Source organism: Streptomyces sp. NPDC001933 (assembly GCF_042890955.1).
In the GTDB taxonomy this organism is placed as follows: Bacteria; Actinomycetota; Actinomycetes; order Streptomycetales; family Streptomycetaceae; genus Streptomyces.
This window is the reverse complement of sequence record NZ_JBIASS010000001.1, coordinates 933977-951060: the sequence shown is the minus strand read 5'-3', so window position 1 is coordinate 951060 and position 17084 is coordinate 933977. Positions and strand designations below refer to the sequence as shown.

The 17084-nt window shown below is 68.5% G+C and carries 13 protein-coding genes and 1 tRNA gene; 10 read left to right on the top strand and 4 right to left on the bottom strand.

Going from position 1 to position 17084, the window contains the following annotated elements:
* Window positions 1-25: 25 nt before the first annotated feature.
* Window positions 26-856, top strand: coding sequence for a DUF4184 family protein (locus ACFYY7_RS04220; protein ID WP_388656743.1), 831 nt, complete (start codon window positions 26-28; stop codon window positions 854-856).
* Window positions 857-914: 58 nt separating this feature from the next.
* Here ACFYY7_RS04220 and polA read toward each other — a convergent pair whose 3' ends face one another.
* Window positions 915-3626 (bottom strand): DNA polymerase I, encoded by a 2712-nt coding sequence (gene polA / locus ACFYY7_RS04215; RefSeq protein WP_388656740.1) that lies wholly within the window; start codon window positions 3624-3626, stop codon window positions 915-917.
* A 131-nt stretch (window positions 3627-3757) separates the two neighbouring features.
* Between polA and ACFYY7_RS04210 the strand changes: the two genes are divergently transcribed.
* The 7 genes from ACFYY7_RS04210 to ACFYY7_RS04180 all read left to right on the top strand — a co-directional run bounded on the left by ACFYY7_RS04210 (window position 3758) and on the right by ACFYY7_RS04180 (window position 12943).
* Window positions 3758-6034 carry an FdhF/YdeP family oxidoreductase gene (locus tag ACFYY7_RS04210; protein WP_388656737.1) on the top strand — a complete coding sequence of 759 codons (2277 nt, stop codon included), beginning with the start codon at window positions 3758-3760 and terminating at the stop codon, window positions 6032-6034.
* A gap of 112 nt (window positions 6035-6146) precedes the next feature.
* Window positions 6147-6617: a hotdog fold thioesterase gene (locus ACFYY7_RS04205; protein ID WP_358946745.1), complete on the top strand. Its 471-nt coding sequence runs from the start codon at window positions 6147-6149 to the stop codon at window positions 6615-6617.
* Between the two features lie 648 nt (window positions 6618-7265).
* Entirely contained in the window at window positions 7266-8483 is a 1218-nt protein-coding gene (locus ACFYY7_RS04200) for a branched-chain amino acid ABC transporter substrate-binding protein (protein WP_388657120.1), read from the top strand.
* A 101-nt stretch (window positions 8484-8584) separates the two neighbouring features.
* Window positions 8585-9514: a branched-chain amino acid ABC transporter permease gene (locus ACFYY7_RS04195; RefSeq protein WP_326764999.1), complete on the top strand. Its 930-nt coding sequence runs from the start codon at window positions 8585-8587 to the stop codon at window positions 9512-9514.
* A 5-nt stretch (window positions 9515-9519) separates the two neighbouring features.
* Window positions 9520-11310 (top strand): branched-chain amino acid ABC transporter permease, encoded by a 1791-nt coding sequence (locus tag ACFYY7_RS04190; protein WP_388656732.1) that lies wholly within the window; start codon window positions 9520-9522, stop codon window positions 11308-11310.
* Window positions 11307-12230 (top strand): ABC transporter ATP-binding protein, encoded by a 924-nt coding sequence (locus ACFYY7_RS04185; protein WP_388656729.1) that lies wholly within the window; start codon window positions 11307-11309, stop codon window positions 12228-12230. The genes ACFYY7_RS04190 and ACFYY7_RS04185 overlap by 4 nt, the downstream gene beginning before the upstream one ends.
* Complete coding sequence (locus tag ACFYY7_RS04180) at window positions 12227-12943, top strand: ABC transporter ATP-binding protein (protein ID WP_351255484.1); 717 nt, start codon at window positions 12227-12229, stop codon at window positions 12941-12943. The genes ACFYY7_RS04185 and ACFYY7_RS04180 overlap by 4 nt, the downstream gene beginning before the upstream one ends.
* 70 nt (window positions 12944-13013) lie before the next feature.
* Here ACFYY7_RS04180 and ACFYY7_RS04175 read toward each other — a convergent pair whose 3' ends face one another.
* A complete protein-coding gene (locus ACFYY7_RS04175) occupies window positions 13014-13661 on the bottom strand; it encodes an ANTAR domain-containing response regulator (RefSeq protein ID WP_266736593.1) in 648 nt (215 codons plus the stop codon).
* A gap of 95 nt (window positions 13662-13756) precedes the next feature.
* On the opposite strand from ACFYY7_RS04175, the gene ACFYY7_RS04170 reads away from it, so the two are divergent.
* A tRNA-Leu gene (locus ACFYY7_RS04170) sits at window positions 13757-13839 on the top strand.
* An 86-nt stretch (window positions 13840-13925) separates the two neighbouring features.
* On the top strand, window positions 13926-14711 hold the full coding sequence (locus tag ACFYY7_RS04165; protein ID WP_388656726.1) for a helix-turn-helix domain-containing protein: 786 nt from the start codon (window positions 13926-13928) through the stop codon (window positions 14709-14711).
* 8 nt (window positions 14712-14719) lie between these two features.
* On the opposite strand, the gene pyk is transcribed toward ACFYY7_RS04165, so the two are convergent.
* Together pyk and ACFYY7_RS04155 are read right to left on the bottom strand one after the other, a co-directional pair.
* On the bottom strand, window positions 14720-16153 hold the full coding sequence (pyk, locus tag ACFYY7_RS04160; protein ID WP_388656723.1) for a pyruvate kinase: 1434 nt from the start codon (window positions 16151-16153) through the stop codon (window positions 14720-14722).
* A gap of 126 nt (window positions 16154-16279) precedes the next feature.
* Window positions 16280-16978, bottom strand: coding sequence for an SIMPL domain-containing protein (locus ACFYY7_RS04155; protein ID WP_388656721.1), 699 nt, complete (start codon window positions 16976-16978; stop codon window positions 16280-16282).
* Window positions 16979-17084 lie beyond the last annotated feature (106 nt).

Here is a 17084-nt window from a genome sequence, read left to right as displayed (position 1 = left end):
CGGCCGCTCGCGCATACTTGCCGCCATGCCGTTCACACTGAGTCATGCCGCCGCCGTGCTGCCCGGGATGCGGCGGGACGGGACGGCGCGTGGGCCGCTGTTCGCCTCGGCCCTCGTCGCGGGTTCGTTCGCCCCCGACATGACGTACTACGCCGACACCGCGATCCCCGGCGCCATGGAGTTCGGGCAGGTCACCCACTCGGTGTGGGGCGTGTTCACCGTCGACGTGCTGATCACCGCGGCCGTGGTGGCGTTGTGGCTGCTGCTGCGCGAACCGCTGGTGGCGCTGCTGCCGGGCAGCTGGCAGGGGCGCGTCCACGCGTTCGTACGGGGGCGGCCCGCGGCCCGGGATGTCCGGGCGGCCGTGGGGTTCGTGGTGTCGGCGATGGCCGGGGCCGCCACCCATGTCGTCTGGGACGCCTTCACCCATCACGACCGGTGGGGTGTGCGCCTGGTGCCGGTGCTCGACGGGAGCGTCGGCGGATTCCCGGTGTTCCAGCTGGTGCAGTACGGCAGTTCGGCGGTGGCCCTGGCAGTGCTCACCTGGTTCACGGCGTCGGGGCTGCGCGGGACCGGGGCCCGCCCGGCCCCGCCGTCGGTGCCGGTGCTGGACCGGCGGGGCCGGTGGGCGGCGGGAGTGCTGCTGGGCGTCTGCCTGCTGCTCGGCGTCGTCCACCGGTGCGCGCGCTGGTACGCGTACTTCGGGCACATCGACACCCCGCTGGACATCATCCCGACCGCCTGCTTCGGCGCCGGGGCGGGGCTGGCGGTGGGTCTGGTGCTGTACGGGGCCTGGATGCGGCTGCGGATGCGGCGACCGCGCCCTGCCGAACCCGCGGTCGCCGGACGCGCCTGACCCGGACACCGGGACGGGCCGGGGCGGCGTGCCCCGCCCGTCCGGCGCCCTCGCGGGGTCAGTGCGCCGCGGACTCCCAGTCCGTACCGACGCCCACCGAGACATCCAGCGGGGCGCGCAACTGCACGGCCGTGGACATCTCGTGGCGCAGGATCTCCTCCACCCGCGCCCGCTCGCCCTCGGCGATCTCCAGCACGATTTCGTCATGGACCTGGAGCAGCATCCGGGACTTCAGCTTCGCCTCGGTCAGCGCCCGGTCGACCTGGAGCATGGCGACCTTGACGATGTCCGCGGCCGTGCCCTGGATCGGTGCGTTGAGCGCCATCCGCTCGGCCATCTCGCGGCGCTGGCGGTTGTCGCTGTTGAGGTCGGGGAGGTAACGGCGGCGGCCGAAGACCGTCTCCGTGTATCCCGTGGCCCTGGCCTCCTCCACCACCCGGTGCAGATAGTCACGCACCCCGCCGAACCGCTCGAAGTAGGTGTCCATCAGGCCGCGTGCCTCGCCGGCCTCGATGTTCAGCTGCTGGGAGAGGCCGAACGCGGAGAGCCCGTACGCGAGTCCGTAGCTCATGGCCTTGATCTTGCGGCGCATCTCCGGGTCGACCGCCGACTTGTCGACGCCGAAGACCTGCGAGGCGACCGTGGTGTGCAGGTCCTCGCCGGAGGTGAACGCCTCGATCAGGCCGGCGTCCTCGGAGAGGTGGGCCATCACCCGCAGTTCGATCTGGCTGTAGTCGGCCGTCATCAGCGTCTCGAAGCCCTCGCCGACGACGAAGCCCCGGCGGATGGCCCGGCCCTCGTCCGTACGGACCGGGATGTTCTGCAGGTTGGGGTCGGTGGAGGAGAGCCGGCCCGTCGCCGCCACCGTCTGGTTGAACGTGGTGTGGATACGGCCGTCCGCCGCGATCGTCTTGATCAGGCCCTCGACCGTGACCCGCAGCTTGGCCTGCTCACGGTGGCGCAGCATGATCACCGGCAGCTCGTGCTCGGTCTGCGCGGCGAGCCAGGCCAGCGCGTCGGCGTCCGTGGTGTACCCGGTCTTCGTCTTCTTCGTCTTCGGCAGGCCCAGCTCACCGAAGAGGACCTCCTGGAGCTGCTTGGGCGAGCCGAGGTTGAACTCACGGCCGACCGCGGCGTGCGCCTCCTTCACCGCCTGCTGCACCGCACCGGCGAACTGCTGCTCCATACCTTCCAGATGGGCCCGGTCGGCGGCGATGCCGTGCCGCTCCAGACGGGCCAGCAGCGCGGACGTCGGCAGCTCCATGTCGTGCAGCAGCCCGGCCGCGCCGACCTCCGCGAGCCGTGCGGTGAACGCGTCGCCCAGGTCAAGGACCGCGCGGGCCTGCGCCATCAGGGACTCGGCCTCGGCCTGGTCGTCCGCGCCGAAGGCCAGCTGCCCGTCGGACGCCGCGGCGGGAGCCAGCTCACGGCCCAGGTACTCCACCGCCAGCGCGTCCAGCGCGAAGGAACGACGGCCGGGCTTGACCAGATAGGCGGCCAGCGCGGTGTCCATCGTGACACCTTCGACCTGCCAGCCGTGCTCCGGGAAGACCCGCATCGCGCTCTTCGCGTTGTGCATGACCTTGGGCCGGTCCGCGTCGCCGATCCACGCGGCGAACGCCTGCTCGTCGGCCTCGTCGAGCGCGGCCGGGTCGAACCAGGCCGCCGCCCCGTCCGCCGCCGCCAGCGCGACCTCGGTGACCGCGCCACTGCCCACCGCCCAGGTGTCGACCGTGGCCACACCGAGCGGCTGCCCGCCGTGCTCGGCGAGCCACGGCACGAGCTCGCCGGCACCCAGCACCGCACCGTCCAGCTCGACACCCGCGGCGGGCGCCGGCGCCTCGTCCTCGGCCGCGCCCGGGTCGACGGCCAGCAGCCGCTCACGCAGGCTCGGATTGCGGATCTCCAGCACGTCCAGCACACCCGTGACCGCCGTGCGGTCGTACGGGGCACGCTCCAGGTCCTGCGGGGTCTTCGGCAGCTCCACGTCACGGACCATCTCGGTCAGCCTGCGGTTCAGCCGCACCGCGTCCAGGTGGTCCCGGAAATTCTGCCCGGCCTTGCCCTTGACCTCCTCGGCCCGCTCGACCAGCTCGGCGAACGAACCGAACTGGTTGATCCACTTCGCGGCGGTCTTCTCACCCACACCGGGGATGCCCGGCAGGTTGTCCGACGGGTCACCGCGCAGCGCCGCGCAGTCCGGATACTGCTGCGGCGTGAGCCCGTACTTCTCCTCGACCTTCGCCGGGGTGAAACGCGTCAGCTCCGAGACGCCCTTCGTCGGGTACAGCACCGTGATGTTGTCCGTGATCAGCTGGAACGAATCCCGGTCACCGGTGACGATCAGCACCTCGAAGCCGGCCGCCTCGGCCTGCGTGGCCAGCGTGGCGATGACATCGTCCGCCTCGAAGCCGTCGACCGCGAAACGGTCCGCGTGCATCGCGTCCAGCAGCTCGCCGATCAGCTCGACCTGCCCCCTGAACTCGTCCGGGGTCTTCGAGCGGTTCGCCTTGTACTCCGGGAACTCCTGCGAGCGCCAGGTCTTGCGGGAGACGTCGAACGCCACCGCGAAATGCGTCGGCGCCTCGTCACGCAGTGTGTTCGCGAGCATCGACGCGAAGCCGTACACCGCGTTCGTCGGCTGCCCCGACCCTGTCGTGAAATTCTCCGCAGGCAGCGCAAAGAACGCCCGGTACGCCAGGGAGTGCCCGTCCATCAGGAGCAGGCGCGGTCGGTTGTCTGCCGTCTTCTTCGATGCCGTCTCAGCCACGCCCCCGATCCTGCCACGGACCACTGACATTCCCGACCGACCCGGCACGCCCTCTCCCCGTCGGTGCCACGTGTCAGTGCCGCGTGACAGGATCGGCAAAGGAACACCGGCAGCTCAAAGGGGAGCACGCAATGGCCACCAAGCCGCCCACAGGAGACCCGGTCCAGGACGCGCCGCGGGTCGGGCCGGCCCAGCACGCCGCCGCCGGGCTGCCCGCCGTCGCCCACAGCCTGCTCGTCGCACAGCAGCAGATGGGCGTGCGGCGCACCGCGCAGACCCTCCTCAAGGTCAACCAGAAGAACGGCTTCGACTGCCCCGGCTGCGCCTGGCCCGAAGGCGACGAGCGGCACACGGCCGAATTCTGCGAGAACGGCGCCAAGGCCGTCGCCGAGGAAGCGACACTGCGCCGGGTCACCCCCGACTTCTTCGCCGCGCACCCCGTCGCCGACCTCGCCACCCGCAGCGGGTACTGGCTGGGCCAGCAGGGCCGGATCACCCAGCCGATGTACCTCCCCGAGGGCGCCGACCGGTACGAGGCGGTGACCTGGGAGCGCGCCTTCGACATCATCGCCGAGGAGCTGCGCGCACTCGGCTCCCCCGACGAGGCCCTCTTCTACACCTCGGGCCGCACCAGCAACGAGGCCGCGTTCCTGCTCCAGCTGTTCGCCCGCGAATTCGGCACCAACAACCTCCCCGACTGCTCCAACATGTGCCACGAGTCCTCCGGCTCCGCACTGACGGAGACCATCGGCATCGGCAAGGGCAGCGTCTCCCTGGAGGACCTCCACCAGGCGGACCTGATCATCGTCGCCGGGCAGAACCCCGGCACGAACCACCCCCGGATGCTCTCCGCCCTGGAGAAGGCCAAATCGGCCGGAGCGAAGATCATCTCGGTGAACCCGCTCCCCGAAGCCGGCCTGGAGCGGTTCAAGAACCCGCAGACCCCGCTCGGCATGATCAAGGGCGCCGCGCTCAACGACCTCTTCCTCCAGATCCGCATCGGCGGCGACCAGGCCCTGTTCCGGCTCCTCAACAAAATGATCCTGGAGACCGCCGGCGCCGTCGACGAAACCTTCGTACAAGAGCACACCCACGGTTACGAGGAGTTCGCCGCCGCCGCCCGCGAGGCCGACTGGGAAGAGACCCTCACCGCCACCGGCCTCGACCGCGGCACCATCGAAGAGGCCCTGGCCATGGTCCTCGCCTCGAAACGCACCATCGTCTGCTGGGCCATGGGCCTCACCCAGCACAAGCACTCCGTGCCGACCATCCGCGAGGTCGTCAACTTCCTGCTCCTGAGGGGCAACATCGGCCGACCCGGCGCCGGGGTCTGCCCGGTCCGCGGCCACTCCAACGTGCAGGGCGACCGCACCATGGGCATCTTCGAGCGCCCCGCCCCCGCCTTCCTCGACGCCCTCGACGCGGAATTCGGGATCACCTCACCGCGCCACCACGGCTACGACGTCGTCCGCTCCATCCAGGCCCTGCGCGACGGCGACGCCAAGGTCTTCTTCGCCATGGGCGGCAACTTCGTCGCCGCCACCCCCGACACCGACGTCACCGAGGCCGCGATGCGCCGCGCCCGCCTCACCGTCCACGTCTCCACCAAACTCAACCGCTCGCACGCCGTCACCGGCACCCGCGCACTGATCCTGCCGACACTGGGCCGTACCGACAAGGACGTCCAGGCGAGCGGCAAGCAGTTCGTCACCGTCGAGGACTCCATGAGCATGGTCCACGCCTCACGCGGCAACCTCACCCCCGCCGGCCCCCGCCTGCTCTCCGAACCCGCCATCATCGCCCGCCTCGCACGCGCCGTCCTCGGCCCCGGATCACGCACCCCCTGGGAAGAGTTCGAGAAGGACTACGCGACGATCCGCGACCGCATCTCCCGCGTCGTCCCCGGCTTCGAGGACTTCAACGCCCGCGTCGCACGCCCCGGCGGCTTCACCCTCCCGCACGCCCCCCGCGACGAACGCCGCTTCCCCACCACGACCGGCAAGGCCAACTTCACCGCCGCCCCCGTCGAGTACCCCGAACTCCCCGAAGGCAGACTGCTGTTGCAGACCCTGCGCTCCCACGACCAGTACAACACCACCATCTACGGCCTCGACGACCGCTACCGCGGCATCAAGGGCGGCCGCCGCGTCGTCCTGGTCAACCCCGACGACGCCCACACCCTCGGCCTGGCCGACGGCGCGTACACCGACCTCGTCAGCGAGTGGAAGGACGGCGTGGAGCGCCGGGCCCCCGGCTTCCGCGTCGTGCACTACCCCACCGCCCGGGGCTGCGCCGCCGCCTACTACCCCGAGACCAACGTGCTGGTCCCCCTCGGCTCCACCGCCGACACCAGCAACACCCCGGCCAGCAAGTCCGTCGTCGTCCGCTTCGAGAACACCACCGCGTGACCGGACCGAGTGACCGACCACACAGTCCCTAAGCGTCCGCTCAGTCGTCTGATAAGAACGGTGCACACAGCAATGAAGCACTGAACCATCGCAGACGATCGGAGCCGGACCCATGGGCGAGCACACCGCACCCAAGTTCCCCCAGGAGATCATCGACGAGTACGCCGCCCTCGGCGTCGACCTGCCCGCGCTCTTCTCCGCCGGCCACCTCGGCGAACGCATGGGCGTCACCATCGTCGAAGCCTCCGCGGACCGCGTCGTGGGCACCATGCCCGTCGAGGGCAACACCCAGCCCTACGGACTGCTGCACGGCGGCGCCTCCGCCGTACTCGCCGAGACCCTCGGCTCCGTCGGCTCCATGCTCCACGGCGGCGCCGGCAAGCTCGCCGTCGGCGTCGACCTGAACTGCACCCACCACCGCGGCGTGCGCAGCGGACTCGTCACCGGCGTCGCCACCCCCGTACACCGCGGCCGCTCCACCGCCACCTACGAGATCGTCATCACCGACGAACAGGACAAGCGGGTCTGCACCGCACGCCTGACCTGCCTGCTCCGCGACGCCCCCCGCCCCGAAGCCGCCTGACGGGCCGGAACACACCGCACAGCACACCACCACACCACTGCCCGGCCGGAACACAATCCGGCCGGGCAGTGCCATACCCGCCCACAACCACCGCCGCACCGACCACAGTTGGCGACCGAATGCGCCAACACCCTTGACCCGCACCCGCGTTGTGTGGCCCACTCGGCACCCCACATACACCACACCGCGTCGACCACATCACCGCCGATGTGACAGTGCGTAATCACCGCCCGGTCCACGGACACCCCGACGCGACCCCACCCACCCGGCCGCACAGCCGCCGGGCACCTCGCCATGCCCTCGCGCACCACACCCCGCCCCACCTCGCGCGACAGCAGCATGATCGGCTCAAGCCCCTTAGCAGAGCTGCGCGTTCTCAGCATGCGGTCACTTCACCGTCCGGTAAAAAGCCGTACATGTCCGCACAGCCACCTCAAGCCTTCCTCAACGGCATAACAAGACAGTCACATCCTGCGGCGGACCCATCCCGGACCCCCACACCTGCGCCTAGAGTCACCGCCAGTCACCGCGCCGCCGGGCACGTCAGCAACACACCCCTCTACCACCCAGTACGGCCCGGCGAACGTCACGGCACCTCAAGCAGAGGAGGCCGCGCCAGGGAAAGGACCTTTCGTGCGACACCGTTCTTTGCTCATACTCACCACCGTGCTCACGACCGGAGCACTCACCCTCACCGCCTGCGGGTCGCGCGACGACAGCAAGAAGAGCAGCGACGGCGGCGGCACCCAGACCGTCGTCATCGGCGTCGACGCACCGATCACCGGTGACCTGTCCGCCCTCGGCCTCGGCATCAAGAACTCCGCCGACCTCGCCGCCAAGACGGCCAACAAGGAAAACACCGTCCCGGGCATCAAGTTCGAGGTCAAGCCGCTCGACGACCAGGCGCAGCCCTCCGTGGGCCAGCAGAACGCCCAGAAGTTCATCGACGACGAGACCGTCGTCGGCGTCGTCGGCCCGCTGAACTCCGGCGTCTCCCAGTCGATGCAGAAGCCGCTCAACGACGCCAACCTCACCCAGGTCTCCCCCGCCAACACCGGCACGGAGCTCACCCAGGGCGAGAACTGGAAGACCGGCGACAAGAAGCGCCCCTACAAGACCTACTTCCGCACCGCCACCACGGACCAGATCCAGGGCGCCTTCGCCGCGAAGTACCTCTACAACAACGCGAAGATCAAGCAGGTCTACCTCATCGACGACCAGAAGCCCTACGGCGCCGGTCTCGCCGCCTCCTTCAAGAACACCTTCACCGCCCTCGGCGGCAAGATCGCCGGCTCCGACCACGTGAACCCCGACGACCGCGACTTCAACGCCGTCGTCACCAAGGTCAAGAAGTCCGGCGCCAAGGCCGTCTACTACGGCGGCGAGTACCCCGCCGGCGCGCCCCTGAGCCAGCAGCTCAAGGACAGCGTCCAGATCCCCCTCATGGGCGGCGACGGCATGTACAGCGCCGACTTCATCAAGCTCAACAAGAAGGCCCAGGGCGACATCGCCACCTCCGTCGGCAAGCCCGTCGAGGAGCTCGACTCCGCCAAGAAGTTCATCGCGGACTACAAGACCGCCGGATACAAGGACGCCTACGAGGCCTACGGCGGCGGCACCTACGACGCCACCTGGTCGATCATCGAAGCCGTCAAGATCGCCGTCGCCGACAACGGCGGCAAGCTCCCCACCGGCGACGACGCCCGCACCAAGGTCCTGGCGGCCATGGCCAAGGTCAAGTTCGACGGCGTCACCGGCCCCGTCTCCTTCGACGAGTACGGCGACACCACCAACACCATGATGACCGCCTACCAGGTCGACGGCGGCAAGTGGACCTCCAAGCTCAGCGAGGCCTACAAGCCGTAACAAGCTCCCCGGGCCACGCCTGACCCACACCAGACCGCGCGGGAGCGCTACCAGCGCCCCCGCGCGGTGCCATATCCGAACCACTCCACGGAGGCCCTGCGGTGAACGAACTGCCGCAACAGCTGGCCAATGGACTCATCCTCGGCGCGATGTACGGTCTCATCGCGATCGGCTACACGATGGTCTACGGAATCATCCAGCTCATCAACTTCGCCCACGGCGAGATCTTCATGATCGGAGGCTTCGGAGCTCTCACCGTGTACCTCTGGATGCCGGCCGGTGTCTCCCTCCTCGCGATCATCCCCCTCATGATCATCGGCGGCGTCATATGCTCCGTCGCCGTCAGCGCAGCCGCCGAACGCTTCGCCTACCGGCCCCTGCGCACCGCCCCACGACTGGCCCCGCTCATCACCGCGATCGGACTCTCCCTCGCACTCCAGCAGGCCATCTGGAAGTGGTACCCCGACGCCAAGAAGGACCGTTCCTTCCCCCAGTTCAAGGGCGAAGCGATCGACATCTTCGGCGCCCACATCCAGCGCGGTGACCTCTTCGTCCTCATCACGGCACCCATCTGCATGCTCGCCCTCGGGCTCTTCGTCTCCAAGACCCGCTCCGGCCGAGGCATGCAGGCCACCAGCCAGGACCCCGACACCGCCAAGCTCATGGGCATCAACACCGACCGCATCATCGTCATGGCCTTCGCCATCGGTGCCGCGTTCGCCGCCGTCGCCGCCGTCGCCTACGGGCTCAAGAACGGCCAGATCGGCTTCAAAATGGGCTTCATCATGGGCCTCAAGGCCTTCACCGCAGCCGTACTCGGCGGCATCGGCAACATCTACGGAGCCATGCTCGGCGGCGTCGTACTCGGCATCGCCGAATCCCTCGCCACCGGCTACATGAGCAACGTCCCCGGCATGGACCTCTTCGGCGGCGGCGCCTGGAAGGACGTATGGGCCTTCGTCCTCCTCATCATCGTCCTGCTGCTCCGCCCCCAGGGCCTGCTCGGCGAACGCGTCGCGGATCGGGCGTGATACGGATGACCACCAACCACACCACCGCCCCCGGCCCCGCCTTCCTGCCGATCCCCGCCGCCGCGGCCCGCATCGGCACCGTCGTCGGCTCCGTCGTCGCACTGGCCGGCACCTTCCTCGCCTGGACCTGGACCGACGAATTCCCCGGCGACCTCACCGTCACCGGCTACCCCGGCGGCCTCCAGGTCCTCACCCTCATCAGCGCCGCACTCACCCTGCTCCTCGCACTGTCCGGGTACGGCATCCGAGGCCTGCGCTGGCTCACCCCCGGCGGCACCAACAGCCCCGTCCGCCTCCTCGCCCTCGGCACCCTCGGCACCACCGGCTACACCATGGGCGCAATCGCCTACGACCTCGGCGGTGTCGTCAACTTCGAACCCGGCGCCTGGGTCAGCGGCATCGGCGCACTCATCGCCGCCGTCACCGCACTCGGCCTCCCCGGCGACCAGCCGCTCGACGGGGCCGGGGCCACCGCCTGGCAACGCTTCCGCAACAGCCTCGGCGCACCCCAGGCCCCCCGCCCCAAAGACCTCCCCTCCTGGGCCGAAATCCTCATCATCGTCGCCGCGTTCGGCATCGGTCTCTACCTCTTCGCCTACGGCATCGACACCGACTACACCGAACTCTTCATCGGCTTCCTCATCACCGTCGGCTTCGCCTTCACCGCACTCCACCGGGCCGGGCTCGTCTCCCGCCTCACCGCGCTGACCACGAAGCACCGCAACATCACACTCGCCGCCGCCCTCGTCGCAGCCGTCTGCTTCCCCTTCACCCAGCAGAAAGAGGAATACGCGCTCATCGGCGCCAACATCCTCATCTTCGGCACCGTCGCACTCGGCCTCAACGTCGTCGTCGGCCTCGCCGGCCTCCTCGACCTCGGATACGTCGCCTTCCTCGGCGTCGGCGCCTACGCCGCCGCCCTGGTCTCCGGCTCCACCATGTCGGCCATCGGCGTCGAATTCCCCTTCTGGGCCGCCGTACTCACCGGCGCCGGAGCATCACTCGTCTTCGGCGTACTCATCGGCGCACCCACCCTGCGGCTACGCGGCGACTACCTCGCCATCGTCACCCTCGGCTTCGGTGAAATCTTCCGCCTCACCGTGAACAACCTCAACGGCAACAGCGGACCCGACCTCACCAACGGCTCCCAGGGCATCCCCAGCATCCCCGACCTCAACTTCTTCGGATTCGACTTCGGCCTCAAGCACAACATCCTCGGCTTCGACCTCGGCAGGTCCGCCAACTACTACCTGCTGATGCTCGTCTTCACCGCCGTCGTCGTGCTCGTCTTCCGCCGCTCCGGAGAATCCCGCATCGGCCGCGCCTGGGTCGCCATCCGCGAAGACGAAACCGCAGCCACCGCCATGGGCATCAACGCCTTCCGGCTCAAGCTGCTCGCCTTCGCCCTCGGCGCCACCCTCGCCGGACTCGCCGGAACCGTCCAGGCCCACGTCAACTACACCGTGACGCCCGAGCAGTACCAGTTCGCCGGCTCCGTACCCCCCAACTCCGCCTTCCTCCTCGCCGCCGTCATCCTCGGCGGCATGGGAACCCTCAGCGGACCCCTGGTCGGCGCCGCACTGCTCTACCTCATCCCGGCGAAGCTCCAGTTCATGCAGGACTACCAGCTCTTCCTCTTCGGCATCGCACTCATCCTCCTGATGCGCCTGCGCCCCGAAGGACTGGTCGCCGACCGCCGGAAGCAGCTCGAGTTCCACGAGAACGACCAGCCCGACGTACCCGAACCGCGACAGTCCGAAGAGACCGCCGCCGGCATCGCCAAGGCGGGGGCGTGACCACCATGACCACCACGAAGACCGCCACCACCGTCCTCGACGCCAACGGCGTCACCATGCGCTTCGGCGGCCTCACCGCCGTACGCAACGTCGACCTCACCGTCAACGCGGGCGAGATCGTCGGCCTCATCGGCCCCAACGGTGCCGGCAAGACCACCTTCTTCAACTGCCTCACCGGCCTCTACGTCCCCACCGAGGGCAAGGTCAGCTACAAGGGCACCGTCCTGCCGCCCAAGCCCCACCTCGTCACCCAGGCAGGCATCGCCCGCACCTTCCAGAACATCCGGCTCTTCGCCAACATGACCGTCCTGGAGAACGTCCTCGTCGGACGCCACACCAGGACCAAGGAAGGCCTCTGGTCCGCCCTCCTGCGCCTCCCCGGCTTCACCAAGGCCGAGAACGCCAGCCGCGAACGCGCCATGGAACTCCTGGAGTTCATCGGCCTCGCCGACAAGGCCGACCACCTCGCGCGCAACCTCCCCTACGGAGACCAGCGCAAGCTGGAAATCGCCCGCGCCCTCGCCAGCGACCCCGGACTCCTCCTCCTCGACGAGCCCACCGCAGGCATGAACCCGCAGGAAACCCGCGTCACCGAAGAGCTCATCTTCGCCATCCGCGACCAGGGCATCGCCGTCCTCGTCATCGAGCACGACATGCGGTTCATCTTCAACCTCTGCGACCGCGTCGCCTGCCTCGTCCAGGGCGAAAAGCTCGTCGAAGGCTCTCCGACCGAGGTCCAGAGCGACGAACGCGTCGTCGCCGCCTACCTCGGCACCCCCTTCGAAGGCGCCCCCGGCGCCGAAGAAGCCGCCGAGGTCGAAGCCGCCGAAGCCGACGCCGCAGCCAGCGCCGGGGCCGACGCCGACGCCGCGAAAACAGCCACCACCAGCACCAGCACCGAGGAGGAGGACACCCGATGACCGCACTTCTGGAGGTCGAGGACCTCCGCGTCGCCTACGGCAAGATCGAAGCCGTCAAGGGCATCTCCTTCACCGTCGAAGCCGGCCAGGTCGTCACCCTCATCGGCACCAACGGCGCCGGCAAGACCACCACCCTGCGCACCCTCTCCGGCCTGCTCAAACCGGCCGGCGGCCGCATCGTCTTCGACGGCAAACCGCTCAACGACGTACCCGCGCACAAGGTCGTCTCCCTGGGCCTCGCCCACTCCCCCGAGGGACGTCACATCTTCCCCCGGCTCACCATCACCGAGAACCTCCAGCTCGGCGCCTACCTCCGCAACGACAAGGCAGGCATCGAGAAGGACATCCAGCGCGCCTACGACCTCTTCCCCATCCTCGGGGAACGCCGGAAGCAGGCGGCCGGAACCCTCTCGGGCGGCGAACAGCAGATGCTCGCCATGGGCAGGGCCCTCATGTGCCAGCCCAAGCTCCTGATGCTCGACGAACCCTCCATGGGCCTCTCCCCGATCATGATGCAGAAGATCATGGAGACCATCGTCGAACTCAAGGCCCAGGGCACCACCATCCTGCTCGTCGAGCAGAACGCCCAGGCGGCCCTCTCCCTCGCGGACCACGGCCACGTCATGGAGGTCGGCAAGATCGTCCTCTCCGGCACCGGCGCGGACCTCCTCCACGACGAGTCCGTCCGCAAGGCCTACCTCGGCGAGGACTGACACATACGGAAAAGGCCCGCGCCCCGGAAATCCGGGACGCGGGCCTTCTTCGTACTCGCTCGCGTACGGCCTACTCGGCCGCCTTCTTCTTCTCCTCGGCATCCTCGATCAATGCCTCGGCCAACTGCTGCATCGACAGCCGCCGGTCCATCGACGTCTTCTGGATCCACCGGAACGCGGCCGGCTCGGAGAGCCCGTAATCCGTCTGCAGAATGCTCTTCGCCCGGTCCACCAGCTTCCGCGTCTCCAGCCGCTGCGCGAGGTCCGCTACCTCGCTCTCCAGCGCCTTCAGCTCCGCGAACCGCGACACCGCCATCTCGATGGCCGGCACCACGTCGCTCTTGCTGAACGGCTTCACCAGATACGCCATCGCCCCGGCGTCCCGGGCCCGCTCGACGAGGTCGCGCTGCGAGAACGCGGTGAGCATCAGGACCGGCGCGATGGACTCCTCGGCGATCTTCTCCGCGGCGGAGATCCCGTCGAGAACCGGCATCTTCACATCGAGGATCACCAGATCCGGCCGGTGCTCCCGAGCCAGCTCGACGGCCCGCTGCCCGTCCCCGGCCTCGCCGACGACCGCGTAGCCCTCTTCCTCCAGCATCTCTTTGAGGTCGAGACGGATGAGCGCCTCGTCCTCGGCGATGACGACGCGGGTCGTCAGCGGCGGAACGTGCGACTTGTCGTCGTCGGCGGGCTGGGGCGACTCGGGGGCGGTCACGGGGACTCCTCGTTCCAAGGGCAGGTACAGCTTCCATGAGCCTACCTAGCAGCGGAGCGGACATGTCACCCGGTACACTTTCCGGCAGCAACCTTGCCGGGTTGGTGGAATGGCATACACGGATGTCTCAAACACATCTGCCCGAAAGGGCTTGCGGGTTCGAATCCCGCACTCGGCACATGCAAGACAAAGCGGATGTCCACGTTCTCGTGAACATCCGCTTTTTGCTGCACGCAGTAGCGCGCAGTCACACATGGTGTTCGCATGAACTTTCACGGCCCCGAGTTACGGCAGAAAGCACTGACCCTCCTTCGCGGCGGAGCGAAGAACGCGGACGTGGCACGGAGGCTGAACGTCCCCGCAGGCACGATCAGCTACTGGAAACACATGGACCGCGCCAAACGCGGCGAGTGCCCGGGAGCCCATCGCCCGCTCTGCCCCCGATGCGAAGGGGAGCTGGACCGGTCGGCGTACGCCTACCTCCTGGGCCTCTACCTCGGCGACGGGCACATAGTCCAGAACAAGTCCATGCGCACGCCCAGCCTGTCTGTCACTTGCGCAGATTCGTGGCCCGGCCTCATGAGCATGTGCGAGAACGCCATGCGTGCAGTATTTCCCGAGAACTCTGTGTGCAGGGTCCCCAGAAAGGGATGCCACGAGGTAAAGATGTCCTCGAGACACCTTTGGTGCCTCTTCCCCCAGCACGGACCGGGCAAGAAGCACGAGCGCCCCATCGTCCTCGCCTCCTGGCAGCAGGAGATCGTCGATGCCCATCCGTGGGACTTCGTCCGCGGCCTCATCCACTCCGACGGCTGCCGCAACACGAACTGGACAACCCGGATGGTCGGCGGCGTGCGCAAGCGGTACGAGTATCCGCGGTACTGGTTCACCAACGTCTCGGACGACATCCGGCAGCTCTACACCGACACCCTCGACAAGCTCGGCATCGAGTGGAAGCACTGCACGCGCGCGGGCAGGAAATACAACATCTCCGTCGCCCGACGGGCGTCCGTCGCGCTGATGGACGCCCACGTCGGGCCGAAGTACTGACGACCGGCCTACTTCGGGCTGTCGTCCTCGCCGATGTGGTGCACCCGCACCAGGTTCGTCGAGCCGGGGACGCCCGGCGGGGAGCCGGCCGTGATGACCACGACGTCGCCCTTCTCGCAGCGGCCGATCTTCAGCAGCTCCTCGTCGACCTGGGCGACCATCGCGTCCGTCGAGTCCACGTGCGGGCCGAGGAAGGTCTCGACGCCCCAGGTCAGGTTCAGCTGGGAGCGGGTGGCCGGGTCCGGGGTGAAGGCCAGGAGCGGGATGGGTGAGCGGTAGCGGGAGAGGCGCCGGACCGTGTCGCCGCTCTGGGTGAAGGCGACCAGGAACTTCGCGCCCAGGAAGTCGCCCATCTCGGCCGCCGCGCGGGCCACCGCGCCGCCCTGGGTGCGGGGCTTGTTGCGGTCGGTCAGGGGCGGGAGGCCCTTGGTGAGGATGTCCTCCTCGGCGGCCTCGACGATGCGCGACATCGTGCGGACCGTCTCGACGGGGTACTTGCCCACGCTGGTCTCTCCGGAGAGCATCACCGCGTCCGTGCCGTCGATGACGGCGTTGGCCACGTCGGAGGCCTCGGCGCGGGTGGGGCGGGAGTTGTCGATCATCGAGTCGAGCATCTGGGTCGCGACGATGACCGGCTTGGCGTTGCGCTTGGCGAGCTTGATCGCGCGCTTCTGGACGATCGGCACCTGTTCCAGCGGCATTTCGACGCCGAGGTCGCCGCGGGCGACCATGATGCCGTCGAAGGCGGCGACGATGCCGTCGATGTTGTCGACGGCCTGGGGCTTCTCCACCTTGGCGATGACGGGGAGGCGGCGGCCCTCCTCGTCCATGATGCGGTGGACGTCCTCGATGTCGCGTCCGCTGCGTACGAAGGAGAGGGCGATGATGTCGGCGCCGGTGCGAAGTGCCCAGCGGAGGTCTTCGATGTCCTTCTCGGAGAGTGCGGGGACGGAGACGGCGACGCCGGGGAGGTTGAGGCCCTTGTGGTCGGAGACCATGCCGCCTTCGATGACGGTGGTGTGGACGCGGGGGCCGTCGACTTCGGTGACTTCGAGGGTGACACGGCCGTCGTCGACGAGGATGCGTTCGCCGGGGGTGACGTCGGCGGCGAGGCCGTCGTAGGTGGTGCCGCAGGTGTGGCGGTCGCCTTCGACGGGTTCGACGGTGATGGTGAAGCTGTCGCCGCGTTCAAGGAGTACGGGGCCTTCGAGGAAGCGTCCCAGGCGGATCTTCGGGCCTTGAAGGTCGGCGAGGATACCGACGCTGCGTCCGGTCTCGTCGGAGGCCTTGCGTACGTGTTGGTAGCGCTCTTCGTGTTCGGCGTAGGTGCCGTGGCTGAGGTTGAGGCGGGCGATGTCCATTCCCGCTTCGACCAATGCCTTGATCTGGTCGTATGTGTCGACGGCGGGGCCCAGGGTACAGACGATTTTTGCTCGGCGCATGGTTCGACCCTAGACCTTACCTACGGGTAATTATTCAGGGTGTCGTGACTGCTCAACGACCTTTGGATGAAGGGTTATTGACAAGTGTTGAATTGTGCGGCGGGGTGCTCGGATGAGCATTTCTTTTCACAGTTTCGGCGGTGACATGATGAAGCGGGCGTTGACCTGGGCGTAGACCGTCTGGCGTTGTGGTTCGAGGTCGAGGGCGGGGGCTGCTTCGGGTGCTGCTCCGCCGTAGCCGGCTCTGCCGCGCGGGGCGGCGGGTGAGGGCAGGGCGGCCTGGGCGGTGTTCTCCGCGCCGAGGTCGGCGAGTTCGACGAGTGCGGTGAGGTGGGCGCCGAGGGCGTCGGCGTATTCGCGGGCTCGTTGGACGGCTTCGTGGACGGCTTGGCGGCGGGCGGTCGCGTGGGCGGGTGAGTCGAGGCGCAGTCCCCACCAGGGGCCGTTGACGCGGGTCATGTCGAGGTCGGCGATTCTGGTGGTGAATTCGCCCAGTGCGGTGAAGTCGTTGAGGACTGCGGTGATGTGGACGCGGCCGTGGTAGGCGTGGATTTGTTCGTTGCGGCCCTTCTGGGTGAGTTCGGGCGTGATGGAGAATGCGCCGGTTTCGAGTTTCTCCATGGCTTGTCCGTAGGAGCGTGCGAGTTCGAGTACCTGGTTGTTTCGGCGGGTGAGGTCTTCGAGGGCGTTGCGGCGGTCCTTGCCGCGGGCGGTGACGGTGATGGTGAGGCGGGCGGTTTCGGGGTCGACCTGGAGGCGGGCTTCGCCTCGGACGGCGACGCGGGGGTGTTCGGGGGTGCCGTAGGACGGTGGGGTGTCGGTCATGGGTCCACTGTCGCATCCGGGTCGGACAACGGTCCGACGACGGGCGGTCATCAGATCGAAACCCGCGAGGGGTGTTGCGTGGTGTGGCTCCTGGGTCAGAATCTAC